Source organism: Ancylobacter sonchi (genome assembly GCF_018390695.1).
Classification (GTDB): domain Bacteria; phylum Pseudomonadota; class Alphaproteobacteria; order Rhizobiales; family Xanthobacteraceae; genus Ancylobacter; species Ancylobacter sonchi.
On the sequence record NZ_JAHBGF010000010.1, the window covers coordinates 103,389 to 122,333 of the forward strand.

The window sequence follows — 18,945 nt, forward strand, 5'->3', positions numbered from 1 at the left end:
AACCATGTTGCAGCCATTGCCACGCCAGGCCCATTCGTCGCCGGGTCCCACCGTAGTGGAGCCGCCCGCCGTCGTGGTGGTGGATGACGACGCCTCGGTCCGCGAAGGCTTGAGCGAGCTGATCGCATCGATAGGGCTGAACCCGATCTGCTTTGCCTCTACGCAGGAGCTTCTGGCGTCGTGGGACCCGGACGGACCCGGTTGCCTCATCCTCGACGTGCGCATGCCCGGCGCCAGCGGCCTCGACCTCCAGCGCCGCCTAGCGGCGAGTGGCAACACCAAGCCGATCATCTTCCTGACCGGGCATGGCGATATCCCGATGACGGTGCAGGCCATGAAGGCCGGTGCGGTCGACTTCCTGACCAAGCCGGTCCGCGACCAGGTGCTGCTGGACGCCATCACCGTCGCGCTGGAGCGTGACCGGGTGCAACGGGCGACGGCGGAGGTCGCGAAGCGCAACGCCGAGCTCCTCGAATTGCTGACGCCGCGAGAGAAAGCCGTCCTTGTCGAGGTGGTGCGCGGGCGCCTCAACAAGCAGATCGCCCACGACTTCAGCATCAGCGTGGTCACGGTGAAGCTGCACAGGAGCAACGCCATGCGCAAGATGCAGGTCGCCACCGTCGGCGAGCTGATCCGGGCATGGGGCAGCTTGCCGGCACATCTTCGCACGGCAATGAAGTGAATTCGCGTGGCTGGATTTCACGTTGAGGCGTGTCAGTCGTTGCCGGCTGCGGACCTTGGCGGTGCTGCTCGACAGCCGACGAGACGTGATCGCGCTTCCTGTCCTGGGCCACCGGCGTTTTGCATCGTCAGGCCGTTGTCGCTGCTATCGCCGTGACGGCACGATTGATTTTTGACGTGGGAGCTGCGGGCGCCGCGGTGCACCAGGTCGCCGCGGTGGACGGGCGTCTTTCGTGCCGAATTGCCATTCGGCCTTCCATACCGGCTATGCGCCAGTCGCCGGGTACCCGGCCATGGCGTCGGCAGCGTTCCACGAGAGGGCGGCCGAGAAGATAATCGCCTTCCGGCACACGCCGCGGCACGGATAAGCCGCCGTCCCATCCGGTTCGCCCGGCGATCTATACGAGGTTGGATCGAGCGCTCAATTCTTCGAGGTCGAGGTCCCGTTCGAGCTCCTGCAACGTCTCCTCGTCGATCTGGCCACTGCGATGAAGCCGCAGCAGCTCGATCCGGCCGGCGGCGATCGCGTCCAGAATCAGGTTGAAGTGGGCGTGAAGCGTCGGTCCGTAGTCCTCCACCCGGTCGGCATATTCGGCGAGGTGGGCCGCCTTCCGGCGATAGTGATCGAGGAGCAGCGGATGGATGAGCGTTCCATCCGGGTCATAGGCGCGGCGCTCGACGAGCATGAGCTCCGCCTGCGCGATCACCGACTCGACCTGGCTCATGGTCAGCCGGGGACGGTCCGTCGCCACTTCGCCGGGGCGCACCCAGCGGATCACCGCTCCCAGTGTCGTCCCCTGCACGAGAACGGTGATCAGGATGGCGACGAAGGCTGCCACCAGGATGAAATCGCGTCCGGGAAAGCCCTCCGGCACGCTGAGCGCGACCGCCAGCGTCACCACGCCGCGCATGCCGGCCCAGCCGAGCACCATCGCCCCGCGTGGCCCCAAAGGCGCATAGCGGCGCAGGCCCAATGCCCGCGCCATCACGATCAAGAGGTCCGCCCCGAAGATCCAGACGAAGCGTGCGGCGGTCATGGCGAGGATGATCAGCAGGATCGGCAGAGCCATCTCCTCAATGACCACCTCGAAGCCGCCGACCCGTTCGATGACGCCCCGCAGCGACAGGCCGATCAGCATGAAGACCAGCGCTTCCATCAGGAAGATCATCACCGTCCAGAACGACGTACCGCGCCGGCGCACGGAGGCGGGGAACAGGACATGCTGATACCAGCCGCAGATCAGGCCGTTCACCACGGTCGCGACGACGCCGGATAGGTGCAAGCTCTCGGCGATCATATAGGCTGGCCAGCACACCAACGCCGATGCGGCGATCATCAGGTAGTCGTCGTCGAGCCGGCGCACCAGCAGCACCCAGGCCGTGCCCACCGCGACGCCGACGGCCGCGCCGCCCAACGCCAGCAGCGCGAAGTTCTCGAGCGCCGCAACGGTGCTGAACGCCCCCGTCACGCTGGCGGCAATGGCGAAGCGGAACAGCACCAGGCCGGTGGCATCGTTCAGCAGGCTCTCGCCTTCCAGCAAGATCGACAGCCGTCGCGGCAGCCTCACCCGGTGCAGCACGGCTCGCGCCGATACGGCGTCCGGCGGCGAGACGATCGCTCCCAGCGCCGCGCAGGCCGCCCAGGGCAGGGAGGGCACCAGCGCGTGGGCGACGACCGCTACAACGACGGTGGTGAAAAGCACGGCCCCCACCGCCAGCGCGCCGATGCCGATCATGTGCTGGCGTAGCGGATTGATGGCGATGAACCATGCGCCGTCCATAAGCAGCGGCGGCAGGAAGATCGCCAGAACCAGTGCCGGATCGAGCGAGATGGCCGGCAAGCCCGGCACGAAGGCCAGGATCGCACCACCTGCCAACAGCGCGACCGCCGGCGGCAACGACAGGCGATTTGCGAGGAATTGCAGCGTGATGGCCGCGAACAGCGTCGCGATGACCAGCTCAAGCAGCCCGATCGAGCTCATCGACTTCCTCTCGGAAATGAGGGCCGTTACACAGTGCGACAGCAGCGCGCGCCCGGCACACGCAAGAATCTCGCATGCACCGGCGCGCCCGGTCGATCAGAATTTCATCCCCGCGCGGCCAACGATCTCTCCAGTCCGCAGACCCTTGATGCGGTCGTTGATCTGGTCGAGTGCGCGCGGCCTTCGTGGCCTGCCCCTTCCTCAGCGGGCGCTCCCGGCCGGGCGATAGCGTGCGTCGGGCCGTCGTCTCACGCGGGGGCGAGCCGGGACGATCGCGGTAGGGTGAAGATGAAGACGAGAATTCCGAGCAGGGTGAGGCCGAACCCGGCCCATGCCGCCGACAGCAGCCCGTGTCCGGCAGCGATGGTCAGGCTGCCGGCCCAGGCGCCAACGGCATTGGCGACGTTGAGCGAGGCGAGATTCAGCGCCCCCATCAGCGTCGGCGCCTCCGGTGCGACCCGCGTCAGGCGCACCTGTATGGTCGGGATGGCCATCATCATCGTCATGCCGACGCAGAACAGCATGGGCATGAGGATCCACACATTGCCGCCGCCGGCAGCGAGCAGCGCCAGCATGACGAGGGCCCCGCCGAAACCAATTAGTAGCCCGCGCGCGGGATAGGCATCGGCCAGACGCCCGCCGACGAGGTTTCCCACCGTCATGCCGATGCCGAACAGTACCAACGCCGGCGGGATCCAGCTCGGGGCGAGCCCGGCGACATCCGTCGTGAACGGACCGATAAAGGTGTAGACCGCGAAAATGCTGGCAACGCCGAGCGCGGCGACCAGCATCGTGATCCATACTGCCGGCTTGCGCAGCGAGCCGAGCTCCTGCACCACCGAACCGCCATGCAGTGCCTCGGCGACGGGTACCCACGCCCACAGTGCCAGGAGCGAGAGGACGGAGAGGCCGGCGACCGTGAGATAGGTGTTCCGCCAGCCCAGCGTCTGGCCGAGCAACGTCGCCATGGGCGAGCCGACGATGGTGGCGACGGTCAGGCCAGTCATCACCAGCGCGAAAGCCTTCCCGCCTCGGCCGGGACCGACGATGTAGGTCGCCACCACCGCCCCGGCGCCGAAATAGGCGCCCTGCGGCATGCCGCTGATGAACCGGGCGAGCGCGAAGGTGCCGAGGCCGTCCGCCAGCGCCGACAGCACATTGCCGACGACGAACAGCCCCATCAGGTAGAGCAGCAGCGTCCGGCGATTCAGACGCGCCGCCACCAGCGTGACGAGCGGCGCGCCGATGACGACACCGAAGGCATAGGCGGCGATGGCGTTGGTGGCGGTCGGAATGTCGATGTCGAGGCTGGCCGAGAACAGCTGGATGATGCCCATGCTGGCAAATTCGGAGGTGCCGATGCAGAAGCTGCCGAACGCCAGCGCGAACAGCGTCAACCCGCGCCGGCGCTGCTGGGCCGCCTCGGTGCAGTGCACGGTCACGGCTGCGCATTGGGCGCCATAGCCCTTGTCGAGCATGCGTCATGCCTCCTGCTTGCGATGTATCGGGCGGCGGCAAAGGGCCGAGTGTTTCCGCCTGCCGGTTCAGGTCAGGCTCCCACCCGCGCATACGGTGCCGGGTAATCCGTATAGCCTTTGGCTCCGCCGCCATAGAACGTCGTCCGGTCGGCGTCGGAGAGCGGTGCGTCGGACCGCAGGCGCTCCACGAGGTCGGGATTGCTGATGAAGGGGCGGCCAAAGGCGATCATGTCGGCATGGCCCGACGCGATGGCATCGATCGCCAGCTGCCGGTCGTAGCTGTTGTTTGCGATATACCGGCCACCGAAGGCCGCGTGGAGCGCCCGGAAATCGAACGCCGCGGCGCCGTTCGGCCCGCGCGTCTGGCCCTCTACGCAATGGAGATAGGCCAGGTTCAGCTTGCCGAGTTCGCGGGCGAGATAGCCGTAGGTCGCCTGCGGGGCGCTGTCGAGCGGCGTATCGCCCGCCGAGCGGGTGAGGGGGGACAGCCGCACGCCGACCCGGTCGGGACCCCAGATTTCCGCGACGGCTGTGATCACCTCAATGGGAAGCCGCGTCCGGTTCTCGACCGGGCCGCCATAGCGATCGGTCCGCTCATTGGTGCTGTCGCGGATAAACTGCTCCAGCAGGTAGCAATTGGCCGAGTGGACTTCCACGCCGTCGAAGCCGGCCTCCCTCGCCCGGCTCGCGGCGTTCCGGTAGTCCTCGATCAGGCCCGGGATTTCATCGGTCTCCAGCGCCCGCGGCATGGACGGCGTCGCCTGCGTCTGAGTTTCGAGGAAGACCAGTTCGCCGGCCTGGATGGCGGACGGCGCCACCGGGGGCGCGCCGTTCTCCTGCAGCGAGACATGCGAAATCCGGCCCACATGCCAGAGCTGGCAAACGATCTTCCCGCCAGCTCCGTGCACGGCATCCACGATGGGCCGCCAGGCGGCGACATGCGCGTCGGTGTAGATGCCGGGCGTGAACGCATAACCTCGCCCCTGTCGCGAGATGTTCGTCGCTTCGGAAATGATCAGCCCTGCCGAGGCGCGCTGGCGATAATAGTCGATGGCGAGCCGTGAATGGACACCATCGGCGTCGGCCCGCGAACGGGTAAGCGGCGCCATCGCAATCCGGTTGACCACGTCGAAGGCACCGATCGTGGTCGGTGAGAAGAGATCGGGAAGAACCGTGGCTGACACGTCGCACCAATCCGTTTGCAGGGGAGGGATGTCGAACAAGACTTGCCTCCATCGCCGGAACACACGTTTCAACGGTCGATGGACAGCTATTGACGGCCACATCGTAGCAACCGCGATACGGCTCGCATGTCAAAGTTGGTCAAAAGACGTAAAGCTCGCCCCTGATCTTAAGGAGGTCGGCTGTTGAACATTCGGCTGGACGCATGGTCTCAGTCATCGCCGAACGCGCCCGCTTGGCGAGGAATGCCGGATGCCGGATCCGGCGATCAGTCGAGCGTCAGGAAGACATGCAAGCGCTGCCGCGCGGCCGAGAGCTCCGCAAACTCCACGCCGTCCTTGAACTTGGCGCAGGTCCTGGCAAGGAGGTCGAAGGCGTCGGCAATGTAGCCGTCTGCTTCGAGCTTTTCCGACAGCGTGGCGGCGGCGCGAAGCTCCAGCGTGAGGGCGCCAATATCGCTGGCCTTCATGACCGCGAGCCGCATCAGCCGCTCGCCTTCTTCGTCATCACCGAGGCGACGTTCGATCAGGCCGGAAATGCGCAGGATTTCGGGCATGCACCACTCGGCCGATTGGGTGCGCGCCAGCGCATGTGCTTCCTCGATCAGCACCTTCGCCTCGTCGACGGCACCCGATATCAGTAGTGACTCGGCGACCATGCTGTAATGCATGGGCGCGCGCAGGAGGAACCGCGCGGCCATGAGTTCGTCCAGCCGCCCCCGCATGTCGGCGGCGGCCCCCTGCTCCTGACGCTTGGCGCGCAGAACGCTGCGGAAGAACCGGCAAACCTCCCGCCAGATGCCGATGTCTTCCTTCAGGCCGTTCTGTTCGAGCGACGTCAGGAAACGGTCGGCGCTCTGCAGCTCTCCGGTCCACAATGCGAGGGGAATGGCGCAGACTGCCAGCGTATTCGACTGCGAGACCACGTGTCCCGTCGCCTCGGCTCGGCCGACCGCCTCACGTGCCATGTCCATCGCGCGGTTCGGCTCGCCGGATATCCAGAGCACGATCGCGTAGGAGCAGCGGATCGCCACGCCGCGCTCCGCATGGAACCGCGCGAAATGCACCGGGTCCTTGGAACGCTGGTGGCGTGTGACCAGCCGCTCGAGCCGCTGCCGCGCGCTGGCGATCTTGCCGATATAGATCTCCGCCATCGCGAGTGAGCGGTTGCCTTCGGCCATCGCCGGCCAGTCGCTCTGGGCTTCGGCGAGGCTCATGAACTGGTTGAACCACCGAATGCCCTCGTGATTGCGACCGACGAACACGAGGTAGGATGCCAACCCCCACAGGCCGTAAAGCTGGTATTTCGGGCTCTGGATCTCCACGCCGAGCTTGTAGCATTCGAGCCAGGCTCCCTCGGCGTCGAAGGCGAGGTGCTGGGCGAAGCTGATCCCGGATGCGCGCGCGGCGACCAGCTTCGCCGTGAGGTCGGACGGGCAACTGCCGATCTCGCGAATGGCCAGCAGCGCGCGTTCGACACGCGACTGCATTTCGCCCATGGACGACAGTTCGTTCCATAGGGGTATCGCCGCGGCCGTCAGCCGGATACCGAGCATCCGGTCGCCATTCGGACCGAACGCCCTGGCCATGGTATTGCGCAGGTCGTCGACCCGATCGGCGTAATCGGCCATCCATTCGGACTTCTCGCGCCACTCCCACTCTTCCGCGGCCCGCTCGAACAACGTCAGGATATGGCAGGCGTGTCGCTTCAGCGCACCGTCCTGCTCGGCGGAATCGGCCAGCCTTTCCATGGCGTAGGCACGAGTGCTTTTTAGCAGCCGATAGGTCAGCTTCCCGTCGCGATAATCCGTGCAGACGATCGATTTGTGCGTCAGCCGTTCGAGCGTGTCGATGGTCCACGCGGCATCGAGACCGGCCGGTTCGAGGACGGCGACGGCGTCCGGCAGCCGAAAAGCGCCCGCAAAGACAGACAGCAGCCTCAGAAGCGTCGCCTCGTCCTCCGCCAGCAAGCGGTAGCTCCAGTCGAGCGTCGCGAGAAGGGTCTGCTGGCGCAGCGGCGCCGCCCGCTCGCCATTTCCCACCAGCAGAAATCTCTGTTCGAGCATGCTGGCCAACGCCGGCACGCCGTAGGCCAGCGCCTTGCTGGCCGCCAGTTCGATCGCGAGGGCGATCCCGTCCAGCCGTTGGCAGATCGCGCACACCAGTGGCGCGTCCTCGTCGCTCAGCGCGTAGTCGCCGCGTTCCTGCGCACGGGCGACGAAAAGCTGGACGGCGCCGAAACCCATCGCCTCGTCCGCGCCGATGCTGCCCGAGCTCTCCGGCACCGCCAGGGTCGGCAAGCGATAGATCTGTTCGGACATGGTCCGCAGCGGCTCGCGGCTGGTGGCCAGAACCGCGATGGTCGGTATCGCGTCCAGCAAGCGGTTGACCACCGTCGTCACCGCAGAGGTGAGATGTTCGCAATTGTCGAGGATGAGCAACATCTCGCGACCGTGCAGGAGGTCGATGACTTCCGACAGCGTGTCTTCGGAGCGCTGCCGGACGCCCACCCCGGAGGCGATCGCGGCAATGGCGTACTGCGCGTCGCCGACGGTCGAGAGATCGATGAAGGCAACGCCATGGGCATAGGCTTCGGACAGGCGGCAAGCGACAGCGAGCGCGATCGCCGTCTTGCCTACGCCGCCCGGCCCCACGATGGAGACAGACCGTGCGGAGGAAACGGCAGAAACGATCTGTTCGATCTCGCTCGCACGGCCGATGATCGAGGGGGCCTTGGGCAGCAACCTGGCGCCACGTGAGATGAGCTGGGTCGCGGGGGTAATCCTGTCCCGCTCGATCTCGACACTCCTGACGAAGCGATAGCCGCGGCCTGCCACCGTCGCGATGTAGGCTTCCGAGGCCTCCTCCGAGAGGATTTTTCGCAGCGCCGCGACATTGACCTTGAGGTTGGCCTCCAGCACGAAGGTGTTGGGCCATACGAACTCAATCAGTTCGTTCTTGGTGACGACCTCGCCCGGCCGGCGCACAAGCAAGGTGAGGATATCGAGCGCCCGACCGCCTATACGGACCTGGATTCCGTTGCGGAGCAGCAGCTGCCTTCCGGGAGCGAGCCGGAATGGGCCGAATACATATATCGCACCATCAGCTTCCGGACACTGTGGTTCCATGCCCTTCAATTGCCCCTATTGGAACTGTCGTGCATCGCTCGTTCCAGAAGCGCGGCTCAATCTTCAAAGCAGATGACGTCGAGGCGTAGCGATTGAAAGCAGGTGCCCCAAGGGTATCGACTATACAAGGTTTCAGTGTGGCGCCCTGCCTATATTGGAATAGTCGACTACTAAAGGGGTTGGGCGCCATAAATCTATATTAATTATTTGCAATCAATAACTTATAGGCTGTCGCGCTGCGATGTCCCCGCGTCGCTTTACCAGTTTTTACCAGGATTGACGCCGTGAGCGCCCGCGGCACGGCCGCTCGGGGAACTCCAATGATAGTTTAGGCACGGTCAGTCGTTCGTCAAATGCCTACGCGTAGTGGAGTGACAGCATGGCGACGTCGCGTCGGGAGATCCTGAAACTCGGCCTCCTTGGTCTCGCCTCGCTGGCGGGCAACAGCGAGAGCGCCTCGGCGCAGTCGAGAAACAGGTTCGTCTTCGCGAACAGCAGCGCCTTCGACAGTCTCGATCCCCACACGGTCTTCGACCAGGGCCGCGCCGCGGTGCGGTTCAATCTCTATGACGGCCTCCTTCGCTTTGTGGACAACCCACCGAAGCTGATACCGTGGCTGGCGGAAAGCTACGCCGTTTCCGACGACGGGAAGACCTATACCTTCAAGCTGCGGGCCGACGCGACGTTTCACGACGGTACGCCGGTGACCTCGGCCGACGTTGCCTATTCGATCGAACGCATCCTCGCTCTCAGGAAAGGACCGGCGAGCTTCTATCTCGACCTCATCGAGCCCGGCTCGACGCAGACTCCTGATCCGCACACCGTCGTCTTCAACCTCACCGATCCCTCGGCGATCTTCCTGACCACGGTGCCCAACATCCTCGTGGTCAATAGTGCACTCGTACGCTCCAAGGAGAAGGACGGCGACTGGGGAGCCGGCTGGCTTGCCCGCAACGAGGCCGGCACGGGTTCCTATATCCTGCGCCGCTACGAGCCGGCGGTCGGCTGGAGCGGGCAGCGCTTCACCAACCACTTCGCCGGCTGGGCCGGGCAACCGATCGACGAGATCGAGTTTCGCACCGTGCAGGAGACCAACACCCGTGTGCTCGGGCTGATGCGTGGCGATTTCGACGGAGCTGACGGACTGACCTACGAGCAGATCCAGCGCCTGAGGCCGTCGCCCAACGTGCAGATCCTCGAAGCGGAATCGATGCGCATCTTTCTGCTGGCGCTCAACAACAGCAAGCCGTTGATGAACGACGTGCACTTCCGGCGCGCTCTCGCCTATTCCTTCGACTATGACGGCTTCATCAAGAACATCATGAAGGATTCCGTCACCCGCAATCCGGGACCGAATCCGGTCACCATCTGGGGCTCGCCCCCCGGGCTGAAGGGCTACAGTTTCGATCTCGCCAAGGCGCGCGAGGAACTTGCCCAGGTCAAGCAGCCGCTGCGCAAGATCAGTATCAATGCGCTGGCCGGCTACAGCGAATCCGAGCAGGCGGCCGTACTGTTCCAGAGCGCGCTCCGCCAGATCGGCATCGAGGCGGATATCGACGTCACGCCCTGGCCGGTGGTGGCCAGCCGCTTCGCCAAGGCCGAGACCCAGGCCGACGTAACGCCGGTCTGGCGGAGCACCTTCTATGTCGATCCGAACAATTGGGTCGGAGAAGGTTTCGGCACGCGCTATCACGGCACGCGGACGATGTCCTACTACAGCAATCCCGCGTTCGACCAATTGCTCGATCAGGCTCTACTGACCAACGACCACGAAAGGCGCCGCGAGTTGTACGAGCAGATGAGCCAGATCGTCAGCGACGATGCCGCCGGCATCTTCATCTACAATACAAGGTGGTTCGGCCCCTATTCGACCCGGGTCTCGGGCATACGCTTCTCGCCGGCGAGCAACGGCAACGACATTCGTTGGGCGACGATGACGCGCTGACCGCAGCAGACGTTGACCGGAGATGCACCTGTGAACGTGGTTTCCATGGTCGTCAATCGGCTGGTCTGGTTTGTGCCGACCGTGCTCGGGCTGCTTGCGGTCGTCTTCGTACTGGCGCGCATCGTGCCAACAGATCCTGCGGTCTTGGCAGCCGGCGAGAATGCGACGGCGGAGCAGGTGCAGGAAGCACGCGAGCGCCTCGCCCTCGACCGTCCGCTTCCCGAGCAATTCGTCGAATATCTGCGCCAAGTCGTGCAAGGCGATCTCGGTACCAGCTTCTACACCCAGCAGCCGATTGTCGACGATCTGACAGAAAGGCTGCCGGCGACGCTGGAACTCACCATCCTCGGGGTGCTGGCCGCCGGGTTGATCGGCGTCCCGCTCGGCGTGATCAGCGGTCTCAACCGCAATTCGTGGCTCGATCACCTGCTGCGTCTCGTGAGCGTGCTGTTCATCGGGGTGGCCCCGTTCTGGATCGCGATGCAGCTGCAACTACTGTTCTCCATGCAACTGGGCTGGCTGCCGCTGTCGGGGCGGATCGACGACTTCGCGCCCGAGGCGATGACGGGATTCCTGACCATCGATGCGCTGGTCGCCGGCGATCTGCAGAATTTTCTTTCGGCACTTCGCCACATCGTGCTGCCGACGTTGACGCTGGCGCTGCCGGGTGCCGCCGTGATCGTGCGCTTCACACGAACCTCGGTGGTCGAGGCCGTCAACTCGCCCTCGGTCGCCTATCAGACGGCGATGGGCCTACCGCGCCGAGTGATCGTCTGGAAATACATCCTGCGCCTGGCGCTCAATTCGACCGTCACCCAGCTCGGGTTGGTCTTCGGTATTTCACTCACCGGGGCAGTGGTGATCGAGGCCGTTTTCGAGTGGCCGGGGCTCGGCACCTATGCAGTGCGTTCGATCCTGCACTCCGACTACAATGCGGTGATGGGAGTCACGCTCTGCGTCGGCGTTCTGTTCGCGCTCAGCAACCTGCTGGTCGATCTCCTGCAGATGGCGATCGATCCCCGCGGCGCGACATGATCAACCTCATCACATCCATTGTCCGCCATCGCACGGCACTCGTGGGCCTGATCCTGCTCAGCCTCGTCGTCGCCGTCGCGATCGCCGCGCCGCTGATCGTCCCCTATCCCGAGGATGCACAGACCTTCCATATAGAGCGGCGGCTCCTGCCACCGTCGTCGGAGGCACTCTTCGGCACGGATCGCATGGGCGGCGATATCTTCAGCCGGGTCGTCCTCGGCGCACGCATGACGCTGCTCATCACCGCCACCGTGGTGCTCTCGGGCGTGCTGATCGGCGTGCCGATTGGTCTCGTCGCCGGCTACTACAACAACGGCATCAGCCTCGTGCTCGGGGGAGGCGCCGAAATCCTGTTGGCCGTGCCGCAGATCATCTTGGCCATCGCCATCACCCAGTCGCTCGGCCCTTCGATCGGCAGTGTGATCCTGGCTCTCTCCGTCACCTACTGGCCGTTTTGGGCGCGGATCGTGTTCACCGAGACGCGCTCGATGTGCCACGAGACCTTCGTCGAGTCGGCAATCGCGCTCGGTGTATCCGCGTGGCGCGTCATCTTCCTGCACATCCTGCCGAATATCGCCTCCTCGATCGTGGTGCGGACCACCACCGCCATTGGAACGACGGCGTTCGCCTCCGCGACGCTCGGCTTCCTGGGGCTCGGGCCGCCGCCGCCCTCGCCGGAGTGGGGGCGCATGATCGCCGAGAGCCGCGACTATCTACCGGATGCGTGGTGGTATGCGCTGGCGCCCGGCCTCGCTCTGTTGCTGACGGTTCTCGGCTGCACGCTGTTCGGTGACGGGCTGCGCGACATCCTCGATCCGAAAACCCGGCGCCGCGGGTAGCGCGATGAATCCGCTACTCGAGATTGACGATCTGTCGCTCACGTTCCGCACGGAGAAGGGGCCGGCCCATGTGCTGGACAGCATCGATCTCACCATGGTGCCTGGCGAGGTCGTCGGCCTCGTCGGCGAGTCGGGCAGCGGCAAGACCAGCCTCGCACGCGCCATCCTCGGCGTGTTGCCGGGGGCGCAGGCGGAGATCGCGAGTGGACGCGTCCGTCTCGACGGCATCGACATGCTGGACGACGGCAAGGCCACGCGGGATGCCCGCGGCCGTCTGGTGACCTTCGTGCCGCAGGACCCGTTCGACAGCTTCAACCCGCTGTTTGGGGTCGGGACGCAGCTCGCGGATATCGTGCGCTACAGGGCGCCGCCCGCGACCGGGCATCGTCTGGCAAGGTCGCGGCGTGCCCGTGAAGCGATGATCCTCGACATGCTGGCTGCCGTGCAGTTGCCGGCGTCGCGCGACCTACTGAACAGGTATCCGCACCAGCTGTCCGGTGGCCAGCGCCAGCGGCTGATGATCGCCATGGCGCTTCTGCCGCAGCCGCGCATGCTAATTGCCGATGAGCCGACCGCGGCACTGGACGTCACCGTGCAGGTGCAGATCCTCGGGCTGCTCCGGCGTATCGCTGCCGAACGGACGCTCGCCGTGCTGTTCACGACGCACGATCTGGGCGCCGCCTGGGAGATCTGTGACAGGATCATCGTGATGTATGCCGGCCAGATCGCCGAAATCCTGCCGCGCAAGGCATTCTTCGCGGCAGCGCGCCATCCCTACACGCGCATGCTGCTCGCCAGCCTGCCCAAGCCCGGGCACCAGGCCGTGGGCATACCAGGCGAATCTGCCAGCCCGCTCGCCCCGCCGCCGGGATGCCGCTTCAACCCGCGCTGCCCGCTCGCCTCGCAGATGTGCCGGACCGTCCGGCCCTTGCCATCGCGCAGCGAGGAGGGACATTTGCTGGCATGTCATCATCCCCTGCCCACGGCCTCCTAGCCTGCCATGCCCGACGCATCGCCTGAACCTCCACTCCGGACCCATCCCCTGCTTGAGGTCGAGCACCTCTCCTGCCATTTCCCGATCCGAGGCTTGTTCGGCCGCCGCACCGGGTCCGTGCGGGCCGTCGATGACGTGTCTTTCAGCGTCGCGAGTGGCGAGGCTCTCGGCATCGTCGGCGAGACCGGCAGCGGGAAATCCACCCTCGGCAAGATGCTGGGTGGCATCATCGATCCGACAGAGGGGGCGATAACCTTCGCAGGCGAGCGGCTTCCCTCGCTTCGCGCGCGACGACCTTTCGCGGTGCGGGCGCGGCTGCAATATGCCTATCAGGATTCCGCCGCCTCTCTCGATCCACGCTGGACGCTGCGACGCTCCCTGCATGAGCCGCTGATCATCCACACCAACTGGCCGCGCGAACGCCGCGACGCGAAGATCAGCGAGATCGTCAGTGCCGTCGGGCTGGCGGACGAGCATCTCGACCTCTACCCGTACGAGCTGAGCGGTGGCCAGCAGCGACGCATCGGGCTAGCCCGCACGCTGGTGCTGGAACCGCAGGTCGTGATCTTCGACGAGCCAACCTCCGGACTCGACGTCTCCGTGCAAGCGACGGTTCTGGCGCTGGTCCGCGACCTGCACCGCACGTTCAAGCTGACCTATCTGCTGATCAGCCACGACCTGAACGTCGTCGGCTCGATGTGCGACCGGGTGGCCGTGATGCAAAAGGGCCGGATCGTCGAGGTCGGGCCTACGAACGAAGTCTTCGCCGCGCCCCGGCACCCCTACACCCGCTCACTGCTCGCGTCGCTTCCCCGCATCGGCGGCCCACGTGTGACCGACCGTCTCGTACTGCCAAAGGAACCCACCTCTTCCTTGGGGGGCGATAAGCGGCGCGACTAGCATCGCTTGTGCGCCCACGTTCAGCACGCGCCCGGTCCCATCGGGCGACTGCCGTCAACACGTCTAAAACTTGCATTGTATGTGCAATTTGAAGCCCGGAGAGCGTCAGCAATCATCAGAATCGAGATGGATTGAGGTTGCCGACTGGGTTCAATCATTATGTCCGGAAAATTCGAATATATTTGTACAAAATTTCAGTGATGCAGTCGTGTGCATGGAGATGTGGTCAGGAGTATTTCAGATTTGGGGTGAGGCTGGACATGAAATGTCAGGTAAGTTGTCATTGTTTGGAATTTTACTTATTTTAACCTGCATTTCCAGTGACGCGGCGCCATTTCTGATCGAGACTCAAATCGGGACAGGTTCACCCCGTGTGACCCAAGGATAGATCGGTCGCCACAAGACATTCGAGCCGCTGCGACTTGCCCGCCGCCCGCCACGGGGGATCGCTTGCGGCTGCGCTCATGTGGACGGACGGGGGGAACCGGATCGAGGGAAGGGACGCATGCCTCGCACGGTCGATACACTGACACTCGTCGACGCGAAGCAGATGCTTGCGGCTGGCGAGGCCAAGGCGGCCAGCCTCGGCATCGCCTACAATATCGCGGTGGTTGATGCCGGTGGCGCCCTGATCGCCTTCACGCGTCAGGACGGTGCGCTGGCGGGAAGCATCGACCTTGCGATCGGCAAGGCGAAGACTGCGCGCATGTTCGACAAGACGACGGATTATCTTGCCGAACTCGCTCAGCCAGGCGCGCCGCTGTTCGGGATCGAGCAGAGCAATGGCGGCAACGTCGTGATCTTCGGCGGTGGCCTGCCGGTGGCGGTCGACGGACAGATCGTCGGGGCGGTCGGCACCAGCGCGGGTTCGGTCGAGCAGGACATCGCCGTCGCCGAGGCGGCCGCCGCTGCCATCGGTCGGGTGGCCGGCTCGTAGAAGGTCATGTTCGTCGCAATGGAAAGCAGCGTCTACTGAGGGAAGGCGTCGGTATGTTCATGCTAACGGTGAATGGGCTCAAGCGACAGATAGACGTTGTTCCGGAGATGCCTTTGCTCTGGGTCTTGCGCGACGAGCTCGGTATTACCAGCCCCAAATATGGTTGCGGGATCGCTCAGTGCGGCGCCTGTACGGTGCAGATCGACGGTGTGGCCGTTCGATCCTGTCAGGCTCGCATGGCTGACGTTGCAGGCAAGGCGATCACCACCCTCGAAGCGGTTGGCAACGGAAAGCTGCATCCGGTGCAGGAAGCCTGGATCGAGCATCAGGTACCGCAATGCGGCTACTGCCAGGCCGGTCAGATCATCCAGGCGATATCGCTTCTCGAAACCATTCCCCAACCCACCGATGAAGACATCAACGAGGTCATGTCGGGGAATCTCTGTCGATGCGGCACCTATGAGCGCATTCGCGCCGCGATCCACGCGGCGGCCGAGAAGATGGGAGGGAAATGAGATGGGCGAGATGCCGCATCTTTCCCGCCGTAGCTTCGTCTTCGGCTCCGTCGCGGTCGCCAGCGGTGTGGCGTTCGGGCAGTTTGCTCAGGCGCAACAGGCCGTTTCTTCAGCGGCCACAACAAATCCGCTGGCAGCAGGCCTCGGCCCACATTCAGTTACCTTCAATCCCTGGGTCGAGATCAGTCCGGAACGGATCACGCTGATTGCCCAGCATGCCGACAAGGGCCAAGGCGTCGGCTCCATCCAGCCCCTGCTGATCGCCGAGGAGTTGGACCTCGAACCTGACCAGTTCGAGATACGCTTCGCCGGGCCCAGTCCCGCCTATTTCAATACTGGCTTTGCCCACGAACTCGCGCCGTTCATGGCGGCGGACCAAAGCCCCGAAGCCGAGAAGGCCCGTGCGGCCGCGCTGGAATGGCTAAGGAAGGCCGGCCTGCAGATGACCGGGGGCTCCAGCACGATTCCCGATACCTACGACAAGCTGCGGATGGCGGGCGCAGTTACACGGGAAACGCTGAAGGCGGCCGCAGCCAAGCGCACCGGTGTGGCTGCCGCCGATTTGCGCACGGAGGCCGGAAACGTGGTCCTGCCGGACGGGACCAAAATCCCCTATGTCGCGCTTTCGGCCGATGCGGCGAAGATCACGCCGATAGCGGACGTCAAACTCCGCGAGCCGTCGCAATGGCGTTTCATCGGCAAGCCGATGGAACGGCTCGACATCCGATCGAAAGTCACCGGCGACATGAAGTTCGGTATCGATCGGAAGATGGACGGCATGGTCTATGCGGCCGTCAAGCTGAACCCCAACAAGGGCCAGCCGATTAGGTCGTATGATGCGAGCAAGGCTCAGTCGATGCCGGGGGTCAAGAAGATCCTGAAGATATCGAACGGCATCGCGGTGATCGCAACGAATAGCTGGTACGCGATGCAGGCGGCCGAGCGGGTCGACTGCACATGGGAGCCCAGCAAATATCCGGCCGAGCAGGCCGAGCACTGGAATGTCGTGGCCTCTTCGTTCGCTCCGCAATTCCTCGCCAAGGAGTGGCGCCACGATGGCGATATCGACACCGGACTGAAGGACGGCACGCTCGTCGAGGCGGAATATCGCGCACCCTATGTCGGGCACCAGCCGCTGGAGCCGCTCAATGGCATAGGGATCGTTACCGACACGGGAATGGAGATCTGGGCGGGTCACCAGACGCCGCAATCGGTGCAGTATATTGCCGCCACGGCGATTGGCATGAAGCCCGAACAGGTGACCTTCCATAATGAGTGGATGGGTGGCAGCTTCGGGCATCGCCTCGAATTCGAGAACATCCGAGTGCTTGCCGAAATCGCGAACCAGCTTCGCGGCACCCCCGTAAAGCTCGTCTTCTCGCGGGAGCAGGATTTCCTGCAGGACATTCCGCGCCAGATCGCGATGGGCAGGTATCGCGGAAGCGTCAAGGACGGCAAGATCATCGCTGCCGATTTTCAGGTGGCGGCAACCGCCCCGTTCAAAGAGTTGCTGGCAAGAATGGGGGCGCCGTCCAATGATCCCGACGGCCAATTGGCGGTCGGAATCTGGAACGTATACTACGACATTCCCAACTATCGGGCGACAAGCTTCGAAGTACAGGGACTGTCACCGTCGACGACGTGGCGGTCGGTGGGCGCTTCCGCCAATGGGTTCTTCACCGAGAGTTTCATCGACGAATTGATTCATGCCGCTGGGCTCGATCCGCTCATGGCGCGCATCCAGATGTGCAAGATTCCGATCTACCGGAAGCTCATGGAAACCGTCGGGGAAATGGCGGACTGGAAGGGGCCGCTCGGCAGCGGGAAGGGCCGTGGTGTGGCATTCGTCGAGTCGTTCGGCACGTCGGTGGCCGAGATCGTCGAAGTGACCATGACCGACTTCGGCATCAAGATCGACAAGGTCTGGGTGGCGGCCGATGTCGGCAAGGTTGTCGATCCCGTCAACTTCGAGAATCTTGTTCAAGGCGGTGTCGTCTGGGGTCTCGGCCATGCCATGAACTGCGAACTCACCTACGCCAAGGGGGCCGTCCAGCAGACTAACTACCATCACCACGAAGCCATGCGGATGTACCAGTGCCCGGTGATCGAGGTGCGTGGCCTGGAAAACGACTACACGGTCAGGGGTATTGGCGAGCCGCCTGTACCGCCTGCGGCGCCCGCGCTGGCCAATGCCATCTTTGCCGCGACCGGCAAACGCATACGAGAAATGCCGTTCAACAAGTTCATCGATTTCGTGTGAGGGCAGGCCATGAGGATGACTCTGATCGCGCTCACGGCTGCCAGCTCATCGATCGTCGGGCTGGTGGGATTTGTCTTGGCCAACGAACAGACGAAAGATGCGCTGCCTTCGGGCAGCATCAGCCGGGCCGAAGGACTGCGGGCCTGGACAAGGATCGAAGCGGTCGTGACGCATCCACGCTGCGCCAATTGCCATGTCGATGCGAATGCCATTCCGATCTGGACGCCGGCCGGCGAAACCAAGCCCCGGGTGCACGGCATGAACATCCATGGCGGGAAGAGCCGCATCGGGGCAGAGACGGTTCCCTGTGCGACGTGCCACGTCACGTCAACCCTGCCGAACGCGCCCGCGCCAGCGCCCCTGAACGCTGGAATCGACTGGCAGCTCGCGCCGGTCGAATTCATCTGGTTTGGCAAGAGTGGCGCGGAGATCTGTGCCCAACTCAAGGATCCTCAACGCAATGGCGGTCGCGACGCGATAGGCCTCATCGAGCATCTGAGGCACGACGCGTCCCTGAGCGGGTTCATTCCAAGGGCGTGGGAGCCTGGCGCCGGCCGCTCGGTTCCGCCGGGAACCTTCGAAGATCATGTCAAAGACATGGCTCTGTGGGGGGCGGCCGGCCAGCCCTGCCCAGACTGACGATGCCCCCGAGCGGCGCTGGCAGCCAGCAGGCCCTGTCCAGATGGACAGGTTCATCGACGAGATGTCTCGATGTTCAATTATTCCTTCAAGCTGACGGATCGTCCGCTCGAGGTAACGTGCTCCCCCGAACGGCTGCCACGGATAGGTTCAGTCCTGCGGGCAGGAGAAGGCCATGTGGCGCGAGCGCATGAAAGCCGCCGCCCGGGAACGACGGAGGTCCGGCTATCGACGTCTTCGCCTTCCGCTCAGGCGTGAGGGTTTTCTGGCCAACCACCAGCGGCTCTTCCGACCCTACCGTGAGGAGCGGCTGACGGTTCGTCGGCGTGGCGGTCGCGAGCAGGCGATCGGGACAGGCGCGCCGATGACGCTTCCGACACGACCGAACGAACACTGGTCGCTCGACGTCGTTGCCGGACAGACGGCCGGCG

14 protein-coding genes and 1 pseudogene are annotated in these 18,945 nt (G+C 64.4%); 11 read left to right on the forward strand and 4 right to left on the reverse strand.

The genetic code is table 11. The annotated features are described in order from the left end of the window. Positions 1 to 4 precede the first annotated feature (4 nt). Entirely contained in the window at positions 5 to 682 is a 678-nt protein-coding gene (locus KHC28_RS02015; protein WP_214006660.1) for a response regulator transcription factor, read from the forward strand. A gap of 397 nt (positions 683 to 1,079) precedes the next feature. Here KHC28_RS02015 and KHC28_RS02020 read toward each other — a convergent pair whose 3' ends face one another. The 4 genes from KHC28_RS02020 to KHC28_RS02035 all read right to left on the reverse strand — a co-directional run bounded on the left by KHC28_RS02020 (position 1,080) and on the right by KHC28_RS02035 (position 8,450). Continuing rightward, positions 1,080 to 2,663, reverse strand: a complete 1,584-nt coding sequence (locus tag KHC28_RS02020; protein WP_214006661.1) for a Na+/H+ antiporter — start codon at positions 2,661 to 2,663, stop codon at positions 1,080 to 1,082. A gap of 248 nt (positions 2,664 to 2,911) precedes the next feature. Continuing rightward, positions 2,912 to 4,141 carry an MFS transporter gene (locus KHC28_RS02025; RefSeq protein ID WP_214006662.1) on the reverse strand — a complete coding sequence of 410 codons (1,230 nt, stop codon included), beginning with the start codon at positions 4,139 to 4,141 and terminating at the stop codon, positions 2,912 to 2,914. Between the two features lie 71 nt (positions 4,142 to 4,212). After that, positions 4,213 to 5,355, reverse strand: a complete 1,143-nt coding sequence (locus KHC28_RS02030) for an alkene reductase (protein ID WP_312893065.1) — start codon at positions 5,353 to 5,355, stop codon at positions 4,213 to 4,215. Between the two features lie 236 nt (positions 5,356 to 5,591). Next, a complete protein-coding gene (locus tag KHC28_RS02035; RefSeq protein ID WP_281419064.1) occupies positions 5,592 to 8,450 on the reverse strand; it encodes an ATP-binding protein in 2,859 nt (952 codons plus the stop codon). Between the two features lie 379 nt (positions 8,451 to 8,829). On the opposite strand from KHC28_RS02035, the gene KHC28_RS02040 reads away from it, so the two are divergent. From KHC28_RS02040 to KHC28_RS27940, 10 genes and pseudogenes are all read left to right on the forward strand, one after another. Then, complete coding sequence (locus KHC28_RS02040; protein WP_214006665.1) at positions 8,830 to 10,395, forward strand: ABC transporter substrate-binding protein; 1,566 nt, start codon at positions 8,830 to 8,832, stop codon at positions 10,393 to 10,395. Between the two features lie 30 nt (positions 10,396 to 10,425). After that, a complete protein-coding gene (locus KHC28_RS02045; protein ID WP_214006666.1) occupies positions 10,426 to 11,430 on the forward strand; it encodes an ABC transporter permease in 1,005 nt (334 codons plus the stop codon). After that, complete coding sequence (locus tag KHC28_RS02050; RefSeq protein ID WP_214006667.1) at positions 11,427 to 12,269, forward strand: ABC transporter permease; 843 nt, start codon at positions 11,427 to 11,429, stop codon at positions 12,267 to 12,269. Before KHC28_RS02045 ends, KHC28_RS02050 begins: the two co-directional genes overlap by 4 nt. 4 nt (positions 12,270 to 12,273) lie before the next feature. Continuing rightward, on the forward strand, positions 12,274 to 13,263 hold the full coding sequence (locus KHC28_RS02055; protein WP_214006668.1) for an ABC transporter ATP-binding protein: 990 nt from the start codon (positions 12,274 to 12,276) through the stop codon (positions 13,261 to 13,263). Between the two features lie 93 nt (positions 13,264 to 13,356). Next, positions 13,357 to 14,163 carry an ATP-binding cassette domain-containing protein gene (locus KHC28_RS02060; RefSeq protein WP_214006669.1) on the forward strand — a complete coding sequence of 269 codons (807 nt, stop codon included), beginning with the start codon at positions 13,357 to 13,359 and terminating at the stop codon, positions 14,161 to 14,163. 505 nt (positions 14,164 to 14,668) lie between these two features. Continuing rightward, a complete protein-coding gene (locus tag KHC28_RS02065) occupies positions 14,669 to 15,100 on the forward strand; it encodes a GlcG/HbpS family heme-binding protein (RefSeq protein WP_214006670.1) in 432 nt (143 codons plus the stop codon). 53 nt (positions 15,101 to 15,153) lie between these two features. Continuing rightward, the gene (locus tag KHC28_RS02070; protein ID WP_214006671.1) at positions 15,154 to 15,615 is read left to right on the forward strand and encodes a (2Fe-2S)-binding protein; all 462 of its coding nucleotides are present in this window, start codon (positions 15,154 to 15,156) and stop codon (positions 15,613 to 15,615) included. A gap of 1 nt (position 15,616) precedes the next feature. After that, positions 15,617 to 17,875: a xanthine dehydrogenase family protein molybdopterin-binding subunit gene (locus KHC28_RS02075; protein WP_214006672.1), complete on the forward strand. Its 2,259-nt coding sequence runs from the start codon at positions 15,617 to 15,619 to the stop codon at positions 17,873 to 17,875. 9 nt (positions 17,876 to 17,884) lie between these two features. Further along, complete coding sequence (locus KHC28_RS02080; RefSeq protein WP_214006673.1) at positions 17,885 to 18,514, forward strand: hypothetical protein; 630 nt, start codon at positions 17,885 to 17,887, stop codon at positions 18,512 to 18,514. A gap of 181 nt (positions 18,515 to 18,695) precedes the next feature. Beyond that, positions 18,696 to 18,935, forward strand: a pseudogene (locus KHC28_RS27940) (IS3 family transposase); the annotation flags it as partial. Positions 18,936 to 18,945 lie beyond the last annotated feature (10 nt).

Coding starts and splice junctions, on each gene's coding strand:
- KHC28_RS02015 (WP_214006660.1), top strand. CDS start 5: ATGTTGCAGCCATTGCCACGCCAGGCCCATTCGTCGCCGGGTCCCACC.
- KHC28_RS02020 (WP_214006661.1), bottom strand. CDS start 2,663: ATGAGCTCGATCGGGCTGCTTGAGCTGGTCATCGCGACGCTGTTCGCG.
- KHC28_RS02025 (WP_214006662.1), bottom strand. CDS start 4,141: ATGCTCGACAAGGGCTATGGCGCCCAATGCGCAGCCGTGACCGTGCAC.
- KHC28_RS02035 (WP_281419064.1), bottom strand. CDS start 8,450: ATGGAACCACAGTGTCCGGAAGCTGATGGTGCGATATATGTATTCGGC.
- KHC28_RS02040 (WP_214006665.1), top strand. CDS start 8,830: ATGGCGACGTCGCGTCGGGAGATCCTGAAACTCGGCCTCCTTGGTCTC.
- KHC28_RS02050 (WP_214006667.1), top strand. CDS start 11,427: ATGATCAACCTCATCACATCCATTGTCCGCCATCGCACGGCACTCGTG.
- KHC28_RS02055 (WP_214006668.1), top strand. CDS start 12,274: ATGAATCCGCTACTCGAGATTGACGATCTGTCGCTCACGTTCCGCACG.
- KHC28_RS02065 (WP_214006670.1), top strand. CDS start 14,669: ATGCCTCGCACGGTCGATACACTGACACTCGTCGACGCGAAGCAGATG.
- KHC28_RS02070 (WP_214006671.1), top strand. CDS start 15,154: ATGTTCATGCTAACGGTGAATGGGCTCAAGCGACAGATAGACGTTGTT.
- KHC28_RS02075 (WP_214006672.1), top strand. CDS start 15,617: ATGGGCGAGATGCCGCATCTTTCCCGCCGTAGCTTCGTCTTCGGCTCC.
- KHC28_RS02080 (WP_214006673.1), top strand. CDS start 17,885: ATGAGGATGACTCTGATCGCGCTCACGGCTGCCAGCTCATCGATCGTC.